This is a genomic window from Streptomyces sp. NPDC088354, from assembly GCF_044753585.1.
Classification (GTDB): domain Bacteria; phylum Actinomycetota; class Actinomycetes; order Streptomycetales; family Streptomycetaceae; genus Actinacidiphila.
Genome location: NZ_JBIVNJ010000049.1, coordinates 15,888 through 30,806, shown reverse-complemented (window position 1 = coordinate 30,806; position 14,919 = coordinate 15,888). Strand labels below are relative to the sequence as shown.

At 70.1% G+C, this 14,919-nt stretch carries 15 protein-coding genes and 1 pseudogene; 7 read left to right on the top strand and 9 right to left on the bottom strand.

Translation table 11 applies throughout. The annotated features are described in order from the left end of the window. Positions 1 to 61: 61 nt before the first annotated feature. Both ACIP98_RS37535 and ACIP98_RS37530 read right to left on the bottom strand, forming a co-directional pair. Positions 62 to 664 carry an NADPH-dependent F420 reductase gene (locus tag ACIP98_RS37535; RefSeq protein ID WP_401980743.1) on the bottom strand — a complete coding sequence of 201 codons (603 nt, stop codon included), beginning with the start codon at positions 662 to 664 and terminating at the stop codon, positions 62 to 64. Positions 665 to 683: 19 nt separating this feature from the next. Further along, complete coding sequence (locus ACIP98_RS37530; protein ID WP_319663660.1) at positions 684 to 1,694, bottom strand: zinc-binding dehydrogenase; 1,011 nt, start codon at positions 1,692 to 1,694, stop codon at positions 684 to 686. 108 nt (positions 1,695 to 1,802) lie between these two features. Between ACIP98_RS37530 and ACIP98_RS37525 the strand changes: the two genes are divergently transcribed. From ACIP98_RS37525 to ACIP98_RS37510, 4 genes and pseudogenes are all read left to right on the top strand, one after another. After that, complete coding sequence (locus tag ACIP98_RS37525) at positions 1,803 to 2,411, top strand: TetR/AcrR family transcriptional regulator (RefSeq protein ID WP_319663659.1); 609 nt, start codon at positions 1,803 to 1,805, stop codon at positions 2,409 to 2,411. 321 nt (positions 2,412 to 2,732) lie between these two features. Then, positions 2,733 to 3,317, top strand: coding sequence for a DUF6518 family protein (locus ACIP98_RS37520; protein WP_319663658.1), 585 nt, complete (start codon positions 2,733 to 2,735; stop codon positions 3,315 to 3,317). A 388-nt stretch (positions 3,318 to 3,705) separates the two neighbouring features. Then, complete coding sequence (locus ACIP98_RS37515) at positions 3,706 to 4,752, top strand: amidohydrolase family protein (protein WP_401980740.1); 1,047 nt, start codon at positions 3,706 to 3,708, stop codon at positions 4,750 to 4,752. A gap of 39 nt (positions 4,753 to 4,791) precedes the next feature. After that, a pseudogene (locus ACIP98_RS37510) lies at positions 4,792 to 5,144 on the top strand (helicase); the annotation flags it as partial. 178 nt (positions 5,145 to 5,322) lie between these two features. On the opposite strand, the gene ACIP98_RS37505 reads toward ACIP98_RS37510, so the two are convergent. The 6 genes from ACIP98_RS37505 to ACIP98_RS37480 all read right to left on the bottom strand — a co-directional run bounded on the left by ACIP98_RS37505 (position 5,323) and on the right by ACIP98_RS37480 (position 9,766). Beyond that, entirely contained in the window at positions 5,323 to 5,634 is a 312-nt protein-coding gene (locus tag ACIP98_RS37505; protein ID WP_319663656.1) for an SCO5918 family protein, read from the bottom strand. Positions 5,635 to 5,680: 46 nt separating this feature from the next. Beyond that, positions 5,681 to 6,085 (bottom strand): CBS domain-containing protein, encoded by a 405-nt coding sequence (locus tag ACIP98_RS37500; protein ID WP_401980736.1) that lies wholly within the window; start codon positions 6,083 to 6,085, stop codon positions 5,681 to 5,683. Positions 6,086 to 6,131: 46 nt separating this feature from the next. Continuing rightward, on the bottom strand, positions 6,132 to 7,646 hold the full coding sequence (locus ACIP98_RS37495) for a DEAD/DEAH box helicase (protein WP_319663654.1): 1,515 nt from the start codon (positions 7,644 to 7,646) through the stop codon (positions 6,132 to 6,134). A 299-nt stretch (positions 7,647 to 7,945) separates the two neighbouring features. After that, positions 7,946 to 8,146 (bottom strand): cold-shock protein, encoded by a 201-nt coding sequence (locus tag ACIP98_RS37490; RefSeq protein WP_319663652.1) that lies wholly within the window; start codon positions 8,144 to 8,146, stop codon positions 7,946 to 7,948. A gap of 421 nt (positions 8,147 to 8,567) precedes the next feature. Further along, entirely contained in the window at positions 8,568 to 9,371 is an 804-nt protein-coding gene (locus tag ACIP98_RS37485) for a hemolysin III family protein (protein WP_401980734.1), read from the bottom strand. A 62-nt stretch (positions 9,372 to 9,433) separates the two neighbouring features. Further along, positions 9,434 to 9,766, bottom strand: coding sequence for a MerR family transcriptional regulator (locus tag ACIP98_RS37480; protein WP_319663650.1), 333 nt, complete (start codon positions 9,764 to 9,766; stop codon positions 9,434 to 9,436). A gap of 1,698 nt (positions 9,767 to 11,464) precedes the next feature. Here ACIP98_RS37480 and ACIP98_RS37475 point away from each other — a divergent pair. Further along, complete coding sequence (locus ACIP98_RS37475; protein WP_401980731.1) at positions 11,465 to 12,241, top strand: hypothetical protein; 777 nt, start codon at positions 11,465 to 11,467, stop codon at positions 12,239 to 12,241. 266 nt (positions 12,242 to 12,507) lie between these two features. Then, positions 12,508 to 13,143 (top strand): hypothetical protein, encoded by a 636-nt coding sequence (locus ACIP98_RS37470; RefSeq protein ID WP_401980730.1) that lies wholly within the window; start codon positions 12,508 to 12,510, stop codon positions 13,141 to 13,143. A 36-nt stretch (positions 13,144 to 13,179) separates the two neighbouring features. On the opposite strand, the gene ACIP98_RS37465 is transcribed toward ACIP98_RS37470, so the two are convergent. Then, positions 13,180 to 13,974 (bottom strand): MBL fold metallo-hydrolase, encoded by a 795-nt coding sequence (locus ACIP98_RS37465; RefSeq protein ID WP_319663647.1) that lies wholly within the window; start codon positions 13,972 to 13,974, stop codon positions 13,180 to 13,182. Positions 13,975 to 14,051: 77 nt separating this feature from the next. Between ACIP98_RS37465 and ACIP98_RS37460 the strand changes: the two genes are divergently transcribed. Then, complete coding sequence (locus tag ACIP98_RS37460) at positions 14,052 to 14,654, top strand: CGNR zinc finger domain-containing protein (protein ID WP_401980728.1); 603 nt, start codon at positions 14,052 to 14,054, stop codon at positions 14,652 to 14,654. Positions 14,655 to 14,919: the final 265 nt, after the last annotated feature.

Below are 14,919 nucleotides of genomic sequence, written 5' to 3'. Positions count from 1 at the left end.
GCAACTTCCTTGTACTGAAGGGGGGATGAGGAGGGGAGTGAGGAACGGGCGAGGGCCCGGCTCAGTCCTGTTGGAGGGCGTGGAGTCCGGACAGCGGGCCGCCGAGCTGCATGAGGCGTCCGCCCTCGCGCAGGGAGCCGAGGTCGACGGGGGCGAAGCCGAAGGCGGCGGTCAGGTCCGTGACGGTGGTCTTGGCGTCGGCGTCGTCACCGGCGAGGAACAGCACCTGGCGTCCGGCCCGGTGCCGCGGGTCGGCGGCGATGTACTGGCCGTAGAGGGTGTTGAACGCCTTGACGACGCGGGCTCCGGGCAGCAGTGAGGCGACGTGTTCGCTGCCGGTCAGCTCGCCCAGGTCGGCGATCTTCACGGGCGGCGGCGGGGAGGCGAACTGGTTGGTGGCGTCGATGACGATGCGCCCGTCGAAGGGCGGCAGGCCGGCCACCGCGTCCGGGATCTGGGGCCAGCCGACCGCGAGCACGACGAGTTCCGCCGCAGCAGCCTCCTGAGGGGTGCCGGCGTGGGCGAGCGGTCCGAGGTCGTCGGCGAGGCCGGCCAGGGAGGCGCGGCCGCGGCTGTTGCTCAGCACGACCTGGTGGCCGTGGGCCACGGCGTGGCGGGCGATGGCCTGGGCGACGGTTCCGGCGCCGAGGGTTCCGATCTTCATGAGGTGCCCTTCGTGGGGTTCAGGGTGCGGGGCTGGTGAGCAGGACGGTTCCGCTCCTGCCGGGGCGGCGGACGTGGTCGATGGCCTTCGCGAAGTCGGCGAGGTCGTAGCCGGCGGCGACCTCGAAGAGTTCCGGGGCGGTCGCGGCCAGACGGGCGGCGAAGGCGACGTCCTCACCCCGTTCCTCGGGCGTGCGGGCGGCCATCCACTGGAGGACGGACGTGCCCCGCACGGTCAGGGCCCGCGGGGTCAGCGCGAGCGACTCCAGCGGCGTGCTGCCGGAACCGAGCTGTCCGTAGGTGATCAGCGTGCCGCCGTCGGCGAGCAGCCCGGCCAGCTCACCGGTCAGGGATCCGCCCACCGCGTCCAGTACGACCTGGGCACCCCGGCCGCCGGTCGCGTCCCGGACCTGAGTGCGCCAGTTGGCGTCGGCCGTCGAGATGGCCGGCAGTGCGGGGAAGCGCTGCCGCATGGTCTGCGCCCCCGCGGCGCTGCGGACCAGGTTGACCAGCTCGATGCCGTGCTTGAGTGCCGCGGCGCTGACCAGCTTTCCCACCGACGAACCGGCGGCGGTCTGCACCACCGGACCGGCCTGGCCGTGCTGGGCGTCCTGGACCGCCCGCAGCAAGGAGAGCAGGGTCAGCGGGTTGGCCAGCATCAAAGCGGCGGTCTCGTCGCTGAGGTCCTCGGGCACCGGCACCACAAGATCGGCCGGCGCCGTGACGAGTTCGCTCCACGCGCCCGGCACCGGGAAGAACGCCACCCGCCGGCCGGGTCGCAGGTCCCGCACGCCCTCGCCGACGGTCTCGATGACGCCCATTCCCTCAACGCCGGGAATCCGTGGCGTGGCGAACCGCTGCCGCGGCCCGCCCGCAAGGCCCGCCACTGCCGCCAGGTCGCCGGGGTGGATCGGCCGGGACAGCACCCGCACCCGCACCTGCCCGGCCGCGGGCGCAGCAGGGACCGGCTGTTCGCTCAGGCGTAGTACCTGCCCGGCCTCTCCGTGCTGGTCGTAGGTGATGGCGCGCATGGCGCTCCCCTTCCAGAATTATTAATGATGGGGGTCATTGAAAACCTCCTGCTACGATGAGAGGCATCATTAAAAATGTCAAGTCGAGAGCGACGCGAGAGGACGGCCATGCCGCGGATCACCAAGGAGGACAAGGCCCGCAACCGGCAGAACATCCTCGACGCGGCCAGCCGCATGTTCCGCTCGCAGGGCATCGACGCGGTCGGCATCGCCGAGTTGATGAAGGAAGCCGGACTCACCCACGGCGGCTTCTACAACCACTTCGCCTCCAAGAACGACCTGGCCGTGGAGGTGTGCGGCGCCTCCTACGCCGCCTCGCTCGAGGGCCTGGCCCAAACGATCGAGGACGGCCCGGGCCAGGACGGCTCCCCGCTGGAGCGGGTCGTGGCCGAGTACCTGTCCACCACGCACCGTGACGCCCCCGACGGCGGCTGCCCCTCCGCCTCTCTGGCCACCGACGCCGGACGGCACAGCGAAGCCGTGCAGAGCGCGTACGCCGAAGGCGTCGAGGGCTACCTCACCGGCTTCGCCGCCGAGTTCCTGCGCGAAGCCCAGGACAAGGGCCACGAGCTCGACCCGGCCGAGGCCCGCCACAGGGCCGTCCGCCTGCTCAGCGAAATGGTCGGCGCGCTGATGCTCGCCCGCGCCGTACGACACGTCGAACCCGAGCTCTCCGACGAGATCCTGCGGACCGGCCGCAGCCACGCCCTCGACTGATGCGACTCGGGGCCGGTAAGCCCCCGGGCCGCCACCGCGGCCCGCTTACCGGGCCGCACCCCGCTTCCCGTCAGCCCAGCGCCGGCGGCCCCCGGGCCGGCTCCCGCTACGGCCAAGAGCGTGCGCACCCGCACAGGAAGACCCACCTGTGCGCCAGCCCGGCACCGGCCCGACAGTGGAGCGGCCGTCGGATCCAGATGAACCTGGTACGGCGGGGCCAGACCACGTGCTGACCAACAGCGAGGCCTCCTCCACCTCGCCGGTGTCACGTACATGCTGCGCTGACCCGCGACACGTGAAGACGCTCGCTACCATCCCCTGATGAAGATCACAGCCGGGAGCCTGGTGGTGGGCCTGGTATTCGGGGCGGCAACTTCGCTCGCGGACATCCTTTCCTCGCCGTTCACGACGTTAGGGATGCCGCTCCACGGCACCATCTGGGCAAAATCCGCCAAAGTGCTCAGCCTGCTGATGGACTCGGGCTGGTGCTGGGCAGCGCTCGCGGTCGCAATGGGCTGGCTCGCTGCAACACCGCTGCGCGGCGCGGTGGCCGGACCCCTGGCACTGATCGGGGCCACTATGACCTACTTCGTGACGGACGCGGTCGTCGGTGACGAGAACATGACGTCGATCGTCTACTGGCTGGTGGCCGGCGTTCTCTTCGGGCCGGCCCTGGGCGCGACGGGCGCAGCCATAAGAAAACCAGGGCTGATCGGCATGCTCGCGGCGCTCGCCGTTCCCATGGGCGCCGCTGCTCAAATGATCGTCATGCCACCTCGACCACACTTCACCGTGACCCCGTCCGTCATCGTCTCCGAGGTCATCGTCTGGACGGCCGCGATCCTGGGCACCGGCTGGGCCCTCTACCGCTTCTGGGCTGCGCGGCGCACGGCCCCGGTGGGGTAGCACTCGCCATCGGCGTGCGTCGGACCCCCGCCGACAAGAACGACCGCTCAGCAGTTCCACGCCCGCGAGGGAAGCCCCCTGGCGGGCGGGCAGGAAGCACCTTGAGCGGCTCACCGAGCCCGACGAGCCGGTCGTAGAGGTTCGACTCGGTCAGTTCCCGGACAACACCGCCGCCGGATCGGGAAGTCGGCCGAGGCACGGCGCGCCGGACCCGACGCACTCGGCATGCGCCGGCAGCCGCCACAGCAGGGGGAAAGGCCAGGCCGTCCCGCACATGGGTCCCGGCCCCCTGTGCGGCGGCTTGATGCCGAGGTTCTCCTGCCGCGGTCCCCCAATAGGATCAGCGAGATCGACCGACGCGCAGGCGGATTCGTGGGGGAGGTCACTGGTGGTGCTTCAGGTACGTGGCGTCGTGTTGCCCGAACGGGAGGAACGATCCTTCTGGATCGACGGCGACCAGCTGAGGGCCGGGGCTGCCCCCGATGCCGACCTCGTCGTTGACGGCGGCTGGCTGCTGCCGGGCCTGGTCGATGCACATACCCATCCCGGTACCGAACACCTCGAGGCCCCGTTCAGCGATGCGACGCTTCGACGGCACCTGACCGATCACCGCGACGCCGGAGTGCTGCTGGTACGCACGCCCGGGTCCGCGGCCCGCATCCCCGACTGGGTGGGCGAAGACCCGGACATGCCCCGCGTCCGCTCGGCCGGACGCTGGCTGGCCACCCCGGGCCGTTTCTTTCCCGGCTTCGGAAGAGACGTGAGCGAGGCCGACCTGGTCCACGCAGCCGTGGAGGAGGCCACCGCGTCCTCGGGTTGGTGCAAGGTCATCGCGGACTGGAGGCACGACGAGCCCGCGCTGCCGCTGGACGTCCTCGCTGCTGTCGTCCAGGCCGTGCACGCGATCGGCGGCCGGGTGGCCGCACACTGCCAGACCAGCGAGGGCAGTCGCAACGCCGTCCTGGCCGGAGTCGACAGCCTGGAGCACGGCATGCACCTGGACCCGAGCCTGATCGATCGGATGGTGGACCACGGTACCGCGTTCGTCCCCACGCTCAGCGTCCTCGGCTCCGGAGCCGACCGACGGCGGGCCGCCGAACCGAGCGCCCGCCGGGACTGGTGGCTGGCCGGATGGGACACCATGCTGCCCAATGTGAGGGCCGCACACGAGGCCGGTGTCACCATCCTGGCCGGCACCGACAGCTTCCCGTGCGGCACCGTCACCTCGGAAATCGCATGGCTGGTCCGTGCGGGCATGTCGCCCGAGGCGGCGCTGGGCGCGGCCTCGTGGTCGGCCCGCGCCTACCTCGGCCTGCCCGGCCTGGTCGACGGAGCCCCCGCCGATCTCGTCGCCTACGACACCGACCCCACACTCGACGCCTCCGCTCTGGCCCACCCCAGCCGCATCATTCTCCGAGGCCGGGTCATGGCCTGAACGCCGGACGTCGGTCCACAACTCTTGACCATGACTCCACTCCAGCGGTTCGCAAACGGCATCGAAGCCCAGTGCAGACGGGTCCACCGGGCCTCCTCGCCGGCGTGCGACTCCTCGGGGAGGGCGTCGACATCACCGGCGAGCGGGGAGTCGAAGCCATCTGCTTCGCCGACACCCGCGGCTCCTGGTCGAGATCGTCCGGAACATCGGCAGAGCCCACGCCCCAACCCCGGCGGCACGAACCGAGGTTGCCCGCATCATCGTGCCCGTTCCTCGAACCGGGAGAGGGCCCGGACAACGTGATCGCCTCCGACTCGTACCGCCCCTGGTCGCCGTCCTGCAAGGCCGGCCTGCGCTCACACGGCGAACACCTCGTCGAACAACTCGCCAACGTGCCCTGAAGCGGACCGCGCACCATCCACGTCCACTGATGGCGCTCTTTGACGGGGAGCCCCGGGCCTCGTCCCTGTATGCCGCCGTGAACGGCCTGCTGACACCAGGCAGCCAACCCGCCCGGCTATTGCCACGAGGCGGCACACGGTGAACAGCCCGCTCGCACCTGCCCGTCGATCAGACGGCCGCAGGGGCGCCGAGCATCGCGGAAGCCTGCTGGAGCGGGCTGAGGGCACGCGTGGGTGCGGCCGTCCGGGGAAGGCCGCGGCAGGTGAAGCCGAGCTGGGTCATGGCCCGGAGGACTTCGCCGGCGCTGAAATCGCGGCGGTCTTGGCGTGTGATGACCTGGCCGACCTGTTTGACGGGGTAGCTGCGGCGGCCGATGATCACGGACTCGCCGGTGACCGGCTCGGGCTTGACGCCCGTCATGGATTGCAGGACGCCGCTTTTGGTGAGGTCGAACGGGAAGCGGGCGATGACACAGCGCATGATGCCTCACAGGGAGAAGGAGGGGATGGTTCTGCGGTGAGGCGGTTCAGCGGGCAAGGGCGAGGACGCCGAGAGCGCTACCTTGTTCGTCGACGACAGGCAGGGCATCGACCCGGCGGTAGCGCATGGTGTGCTCGGCTTCGGCCATCGTGGTCACAGGCGAGGTGAACGGCCCGCGGTCGCCGAGGATGTCGCGCAGCTGGACCCGGTCGGTGTAGACGGAGCTGTCACGGACGGCGGTGAGCTGGACCTGGGTGACCAGGCCGGTGCACAGGCCGTCGTTGTCGCAGATGAGCAGGTGCCCGACGCGGGCACTGGCCATGACGGACAGGGCCACTTCGACGGTCATGTCGTCACTGACCTGCGGACCGGCGGTGTCCATGGCGTCGGCCACCGTCTTGTGCACGGGGGTGGCACTCGCCGAGCGGGGTTGCATCTGAACCAGCGTCAAAAGGTGCCTCCTGCAGAGATAGGCCGGCTTCCTGAGCATGTGGTGTTCAGGCCGCCGCGTCGAAGGCGGACTGCCGCACGCTCACGCGCCGGGCACCCGAAGCGGGACCGCGTCGACTGCGGGAGGCCGCGCTGCGCTTGCGTCGCTCGGGCGCCGGCGCGGTGATGGTGACGGGGATGCCGGAGGGGGTCTGGGCGCCGGTGATCCGGTTGAGGGCTTCATCGCCGGAGCGGACCTGGGTGGTCTGGGGCACGATGCCGGCGGCGGTCATGAGGCGGGTCATGTCGCGGCGCTGGTTGGGGGTGACCAGGGTGACGACGCTGCCGGACTCGCCCGCGCGGGCCGTGCGGCCGCCGCGGTGCAGGTAGTCCTTGTGGTCGGTCGGCGGATCCACGTTGACGACGAGGTCGAGGTTGTCGACGTGGATGCCGCGTGCCGCGACGTTCGTGGCGACCAGCACGGTGACGTGCCCGGTCTTGAACTGGGCGAGGGTGCGGGTGCGCTGCGGCTGGGACTTCCCGCCGTGCAGGGCGGCCGCCCGTACACCGTTGTTGAGGAGGTCCTGGGTGAGCCGGTCCACGGCGTACTTGGTGTCCAGGAACATGATCACGCGGCCCTCGCGCGCCGCGATCTGCGTCGTCGTCCGGTGCTTGTCGGTGCCGTGCACGTGCAGGACGTGGTGTTCCATCGTGGTGACCGCGCCCGCGGACGGGTCGACGGAGTGGACGACGGGGTCGGTGAGGTAGCGGCGGACCAGGAGATCGACGTTGCGGTCCAAGGTCGCGGAGAACAGCATGCGCTGGCCCTCGGGGCGTACCTGGTCCAGGAGTGCGGTGACCTGCGGCATGAAGCCCATGTCGGCCATCTGGTCGGCCTCGTCGAGCACGGTGATCGCGACCTGGTTCAGCCGGCAGTCGCCGCGGTCGATGAGGTCCTTGAGGCGTCCGGGGGTGGCCACGACGACTTCGGTGCCACCCCGCAGCGCAGCCGCCTGCTTGCCGATCGACATCCCGCCGACGACGGTGGCCAGGCGCAGCTTCACCGAGCGGGCGTAGGGGGTGAGTGCATCGGTCACCTGCTGGGCCAGTTCCCGGGTGGGGACCAGGATCAGGGCAAGCGGCTGGCGGGGTTCGGCACGCCGGCCGGCGGTGCGGGCCAGTAGGGCCAGGCCGAAGGCCAGCGTCTTACCGGAGCCGGTGCGCCCGCGGCCCAGGACGTCGCGGCCCGCGAGGGTGTTCGGCAGGGTCGCGCCCTGAATCGGGAACGGCACCGAAACGCCCTGCGCGGTGAGCGCGGCCAGCAACTCCCTGGGCATGTCGAGGTCGGCGAACGCCTCGACGGCAGGCAGCGCGGGAGTGATCGTTTTCGGCAGGGCGAACTCTCCCGAAACCGCGCCGGGCCGGCGGCCGTAACCACCCGAGCGGCTCGGACCACCGGAACGGCTCGGGGCGGACGAAGCGAAGCGGCGGCCACGAACCGAACCGGCGGCGGAGCCGGAAGGGGGGCCGTCGGTGCGGAGGCGGGTGCGGGAGGAGCGGTCGTTCGTACGTGTGGGGTTCATTCAGAACCTTCCTTGATACGGCACGTATCAAGGAATTCCTGCAGCGGAAGAACAGCGCGAGGAATCACAAGAACGGGCCGAATGGGATGCGAAAGCGAATCTTGCCTGCTAAATCCGGAGCGGGGTGCAGGCGATGAAATCGGTGGCGTCGACGTGGACGTGAATCGTGGACGTCGACGGGTGCAGCTCCGAAGAGGCGCGCGCCGACGGGCGGGGGTTGTCCCGCAGGTGACACCGCTGCGGGATTCCCGCAACTGGTGCCGCACGTTCGGGCACCAGCTGCCAAGTGGGCGCCAGTGTCAGGCGGGAACGATGTTCTCGGCCGTCGGTCCCTTTTGGCTCTGCGCGATGTCGAAGGTGACCTTCTGGCCTTCGAGCAGCTCACCAAGGCCCGTGGCGATGTTCGAGAAGTGGGCGAACACGTCAGCGCCGCCACCGTCCTGCTCGATGAAGCCGAAACCCTTGGCCGTGTTGAACCACTTCACAGTGCCAGTCGCCATGTCACATCTCCTTTGGGGCAGTACACCAGCATCCGCACTGTACGGACACCGGGTCGCCGCAATGACGCCCCGCCCGGAAAATGACCGGATATATAAAAACGCTTCCAGTGGCTGAAAATACTCACGGAGGCGCTTGAAGTTTTGGGAACCGCGACTGCAACTGAGGTCGACAGTAGCATGCCGTGTCGGCCCGCGTACGTTGCATGACTTCACTCTGTTCATTGCGGGAAAAACTCTTCCGGCGCTGCGCGCCAAATCCTCGCCTCGCGGTCATAGATTCTGGCCTGCCGGGAGCGCAGAGTTGAGGAAAATGGTTGCCGTTCGCCTCGAAGGGTCTTTGCCTGCCGTGCCCCCGATCAACCCCCGACCCCGGGTGGCTGAGCACGGCAGGAGGGGTTGGGGCTCGGCCTCGCCGAGGCAGTCATGCGACTGCCAGGACGATGGCCGTGTAGTGCGCGGTGAAGGCGGCGATGGTGAGGGCGTGGAAGACCTCGTGGAAGCCGAACCAGGCCGGTGAGGGGTCGGGGCGCTTGAGTCCGTACACGACGGCGCCCGCGGTGTAGAGCAGGCCACCGGCAATGACGAGCACGACCACCGCGGTGCCGCCGGTGCGCGCGAAGTCGGACAGGTAGAAGACGGCCACCCAGCCCAGGACGAGGTAGCACGGGGTGTACAGCCACCGGGGAGCCCCGATCCACAGCACGCGGAAGGCGATGCCGGCCAGGGCGCCTGCCCACACCGCGGTCAGCAGCACCAGCTGCCGACCCGCGGGCAGAAGAAGTACCGCCAGTGGGGTGTACGTGCCGGCGATGATCAGGAAAATGTTCGCGTGGTCCAGCCGCCGCAGGACCGCCTCCCCCCGCGGACCCCACGTTCCGCGATGGTAGACCGCGCTGGTACCGAACAGCAGGCAGGCCGACAGCGCGTACACCGAGCAGGCCGCCACTGCCGCGGCCGAGCGCGAAACAGCGATCAGGACGATGCCGCCGACCAGAGCGAGGGGGAACACGCCGGCGTGGAGCCAGCCACGCATCCTCGGCTTCAGCGCAGCCGCGGCGCGCTCCATCCCGCCTTCCGGGCCGGCGGCTCTCTGCCCGGCAGTCAGCCGGCCGGGGGCGCCGACAGGCGCATCAACTGCGCGAGTACGCAGGGAGTCGGGCGTGGTGCCGGGGCGAGGCTGGGACTCCCGCCCGCGTGCCGGCGGCTGGGTCTCTTCGGCGATCATGTGCTCGTCTTCTGAGTGGGCGGAGGAATGCGCGGCCCGGCACGTCGCCCCGGACTGCGGGGTCAGGTGTCGGCCGCGTGCCGGGATGCGGCGCGGCGGTATTCGGCGTTGATGCGCTGGGCTTCTTCGAGCTGGTCTTCGAGGATGATGATGCGGCAGGCGGCCTCGATGGGGGTCCCGTGGTCGACGAGTTCCCGGGCGCGGGCGGCGATGCGCAACTGGTAGCGGGAGTAGCGGCGATGTCCGCCCTCGGAGCGGAGCGGGGTGATCAGGCGGGCTTCGCCGATGGCACGGAGGAAGCCCTGGGTGGTGCCGAGCATCTCGGCAGCCCGTCCCATGGTGAATGCGGGGTAGTCGTCGTCGTCGAGACGGCCGAACGAGTCGTCTGCTGTCATTGCACCTCTCTGTGAAACCGCGCTGAGGGGCCCTGGTGCCGTGCTGGCACCAGGGCCCCGAAGGAACTGCTACACCATCTGCCGGCCCTGGAAGTACGCCGGCCTACTGTTTCCGCCCACCCGACCGACATGCTGCCGGGGGTGCGGGGATCGCGGATGCGTGACCGGAGACCACCTCACTGTCAATGTCCTGCGGTACCCGGGCTCACGACCTCCGCCCGGGCGATCCTGATGGCGCTCTGCTCCTCCATTCTTCCCTCTGGGATCAATCACTTACCTACCGCGGGTACTGCTCTCCTGCGTACTGCTGGTGATGCGAACTACTCCGTGGCCTGCGTAGCACCACTGTCCGGCAGCCGGCCCCTTCGCCCGTCCTGCGTCTGCTCCGGCTTGGAACCCCACTGCCGAACCTCCCGGTGCGCGCGTCCGCAGCCGACGCCTTCACCGAGGTACTGCTCACGGTGGCCCCTGATCACTGCGGGCCACCCGGTCCGGTCGTCAGTCCCGTCGCCGTCCTGCAACCGCTCTGGCTCCGGAACTCCACCACCGCACCGACCTGCGCACTTCAACTGGCTGTACTGCGGTACTACTGCCCGGCAGGTCGTCTCTGCCAGGCCCTGCATCTCTCTGGCTACGAGAGAAACCATAACCATGTCACCGCCGAATGTCTACTTCGGCCAACGTAGATTTTTGGATGCTGGACGGTGAGGTAATCGACCTCGGCAGCGACGTGGACAGGCAGGCGGGCGCACTGACAACCACCTCCCACGAACGCCTGGCCCCCGAAGGGGCCGGCGAGCCGCCCGGTGAGCAGCAGGTGTGGGGTGGGCGTCCCTCCCAAGACCTGAACAGCAGTCGCGGCGGACTCGTGCGGACCCCGACCAGTGAACGATCGTTTTCGGTCCGAGTCGCGGCCCAGGACTTCCTCGCGGGCCACCACCCGTGCTCTTCGCGGTCGTTGAGGGGGTATGGAGGACACCACAGCCCTTCCCCCACTCCGCACCGCCGGCCACGCTCGTCAGCCCAGCGGATACCAGGCCAGCGCGGACCCGCCGATCTACCGCGCCGTCCTGCGCCAATGGATCGAAGAAGGCAAGGAAGTACCACGCCCCTTCGCAGCCATCCCAGCCGCTCGAGCCCCCCGCGACACGGCGTCCCCGGGCCAATGGATCCGCCTCGGCCGCTGACGGCAGTTCACCGATCACTTTCTGTGGCACCGGATGGAACAGCACCCACGGCGCCTACGTAGGTCAAAACGCATATACCGACGCCATCCACGATGAGCCCAGCCCACACGTCGCCTGCTCAGCGGGCCCTCCCCGGCCTGCCGGCCTGAGGGGCGACCGCAAGGTGAACTTGATCCGTTGACGAACATCTGTGGCGGCCAACGCAAGTCGGGCCCCAGCCGGCGCCACCGGCACCCCGGCGGCGACCCCGTCGTCAGACCACCCACCCTGCCCGACCCGGCCCCGTTCCAGGGCGCGGGACCCGGCTCCGGGGGCGGCCCCCGTTTCATCGCACGGGCATCGCGTCCGGCTCCTCCGCCCAGCCGGGCGCAGCGCGCCCACCCGATGGATTACCCCAACAGGCACCGTCACTGAGTGGCATATACCGTAACTTTGCGTGTCCGTCAGAGTGCTATGCACCTGGCATGTGCCAAGGGCTCGTGGCCGTCCTTCACCCAGGAAAGGAACACCAGTGAACACTCGATTTGGCGTGCGCCGAGGCAAGGCGCTCGCGGCCATAGCACTGGCCGCGATAGCGGCGTCGATGGTCCCGGGAGCGATAACTGCCGTCGCGGACGAGAAGAGCCTCCTGTCGGACCACTGGGGGGTGATCACCCGTAACACGATCGGCTCCCCCATCGCAGAACTGAGGAACGGGCCGTTCGGCTCCTTCGGCGTAACGGGATCCGCCGCCCGGCCGCCCTACGGCACAGGCAGCCTGGGCATCGAGGTCGCGAACAACGCCACCACGCTGGCTCCCCCCAGCGAGAAGGTCGACTTCGGCAACGAGGTCGACTTCTACGGCAACCCGGTCCTGGGCCTGAACAAGGTCGGCTTCCACGTCTTCCAGACCGGCGAGAACGTCAACTACGGCGGCCCGACCAACATGCCGAACATCAGGATCGAGATCGATCCGAACATGACCGCCGGCGACAACTACTCCACCCTGGTGTGGACCCCGCCCGCAGTCACGACGGTGGACCGCTGGAGCCCGTACATCGACGCCACCACGAGCGGCACCTGGTTCCTGTCCGGCAACGAGACCTCCTGCACCCAGGCCACCCCGTGCACGTTCACCCAGCTGAAGGCCTCCTTCACCGGCGGCGTCGGCCAGCCGACCATCCTCAGCGTCGCGGTCGGCAAGGGCCGCGACAACATGTGGATCGGCGCCGTCGACGGCCTGCGCATCAACCGCACCATCTACGACTTCGAAGCCGACGGCGTCAAAACCCGCCTGCAGCCCTTCTGACACACCGGCACGCCGAGCATCGAAGGATGCGTGACATCGGCCGCAGGCGGTCGTTGAACCCGGCGAACGCGAAGTGCACGGCCAGGCCCCCGGAACTTCCTCCCCGTGGTTCCGGGGGCCTCGTGCCGTCCGGAAGCCCCCGGGCCGCCCTCGCGGCCGCTCATCAGGCCCGCACCCCGGCTTCCCGCCGGGCCGCCCCAGCCGGCTCTCGCCGGACACCCGGGGGGGTCCCTGCGTGGCACTCCGGCCGAGGCGAGAATGACGCGGTGTTGATCGTGGATGCCGTCCTGGAAACTCCGGACACCGTTGGCTTCTCCTGCTGGCCGGTGGCCGACCTGCCTCCGTACCAGTTCATGGCCCTGTCGGGCAGGATGTCCCCGCTCGAAGTCGGCAGCGCGCTGGCCGTGCTGGCCGACTACAACTCGCGGACGAGCGACGAAGATCGCCCCTTGACGGACGCCGGCGAGGCGATTCGCCGCCTGCTGGAGACAGACAAGGTGATCGCGCCGGGAGGGCTGCGCGTCCACGACACCCGGACCGACGTCACCGTCCGGCCGGGATGTTGCTGCGGCCTGGAGGACTGGCGCGAGTGGCTCGGCGTCGCAGACGGACAGACCCTGTGGCTCGGGCACGACCCCTCACCACGGCTTGAGCATGCCGCCGGGGTCGTACGGCTGTGGCCGGACGGAGCAGGTGCCCGGCAAGCTCCTTCCGGGCCGCCCGTCGAGATCCTGACAGGTGACCTGCCGGGGATCCTGCACACCGTGCAGGAGGGACTGCGGGGCTTTCTCTGCCTCACCGAGCAGTGGGCCACTCGCCATGTTCCGGCTCTCGCCCCGGCCCTGGCAGCCAGACTCGACGACGATCTGGCCATCAGCGCACCACTGCGACACGCGACGTGAAGAACGGGCGGGTGTCGACGAGTTCGGGCGCCGGGGTCAGTCCCGCCGGCCCCAGTCCAGGTGGTCGGCCAGGCCGGCGGCGGTGAAGGCGGCTGCCAGTTCGTCGCGGCCTTCGGTGAAGTGGGCCCAGCTGTCGTAGTGGACGGGGACCACGCGGCGGGCGGCGAGGAGTCCGGCGGCCTCGGCGGCCTGGGCGCTGTTCAGGACGATCAGCTGGTTGTCGAAGAGTTCGGGGAAGCGGGGGGCGCCGGCGAACAGCAGGGCGGTGTCGACGGGGGCGAAGCGCTCGGCGATCTCCTTGACCGCGTCGAGGGACGCGTTGTCGCCGCTGACGTAGACGGTCGGCAGGTCCTGTGCGGCCAGGACGAAGCCGACGACCTGGCCGGTGATCGGCTCCACCTTCTCGCGCGAGCCTGGGCCGTGGACGGCGGGGACGCCGGTCACGGTGACCGTGCCGCCGTCGGGGCGGTTCAGCTCGACACCTTCCCAGTCGGCCAGGCCCTTGGCCCGCTCCCCCAGGCGCTGTGCGCCACCGGGGGTGGTGAGGGTGAGCGGGACGTCGGCGAGCAGGGCGCGGCCCGAGGTGTCGAGGTTGTCGGGGTGTTCGTCGTGCGAGAGCAGGACCACGTCGATGGCGCCGAGGTCGGTGGGTGCCGCGCCGGAGGCGGCGGTCTTGGTCAGGGACCGGCCGTCGCCGCGGGGGTAGTCGCCCGGGGAGTCGAAGGTGGGGTCGGTGAGGAAGCGCAGGCCGCCGTACTCGAAGAGGGCGGTCGGGCCGCCGAGGACGCGGACGGGAAACGGGTGGGTCGCCGCGGGAAGGGAAGAGGACATGGAGCACCTCACGGATGAGCAGTGTTTAACCGTGATACGACCGTAGCCGCCTCTCACGGATGCAAGCAAGCCGTACCATGAGGAACGTGGAGGAGCCCTTGATCGCACAACCCGGCCTGCCGCCCGCGCACGGCGAGGCGGAGCATCTGGCTCTCGCCCTGGCCAACAGCGCGATCGCGCTGGCGGGCGGGCACACGGTCGATCTGCTGGGTTCTCCCGCGCAGGCGAACCACTGGCTGGGGGAACGCGGTCTGGCACCGGTCGACGCCGGCATGCGGGAGATGTGCGCGACGCAACTGCGCGCACTGCGCGAACAGATCAGGTCGCTGTTCGCCTCCCGAGCCGAAGGCCTGCCCGCCCTCCCCGCCGCGATCGGGGCCGTCAACGACGCCATGACCCGCCTGCCCACCGCGGCGTTGCTGCAGTGGGACGAGGTGACCGGTCCCTACCGCGCCACCCCCCACCCCACCACCGCGATCGTGGACCACGCCCTGGCCGTCCTCGCCGCCGACGCCGCCGACCTGCTCACCGGCCCCGACGCGGACCGCCTCACCGCCTGCGGCTCCGCCCCCTGCAACCGCTTCCTGCTCCGCCACGGCCGCCGCCACTGGTGTTCCACCCGCTGCGGCGACCGCGCCCGCGCCGCCCGCGCCTACGCCCGCCGCACCGCCTCCCCCTGACGCCCCGCCCCCCGGCAACCATCAGACCCGGGGGACCGACGACGCCGGGCAAGGCCTGGCCGGAGGTGACGCCGAAGGCGCCGAAAGCGGCGACGGCCGGTTCGGAGCCTTTGCCGGCGACTGCTGCTCGTCGGCCATTTCCGGCAGGCCCAGGTCGTTCATTCTCATGGCGCGGGCCTCGGCCCAGGCGCCGTCGACCGGCGCGCCGCGTCGGGCGCGCCGTTCCGCGGGGCTTGTTGCCTTCCGCCGGGCCAGGCGCAGGGCG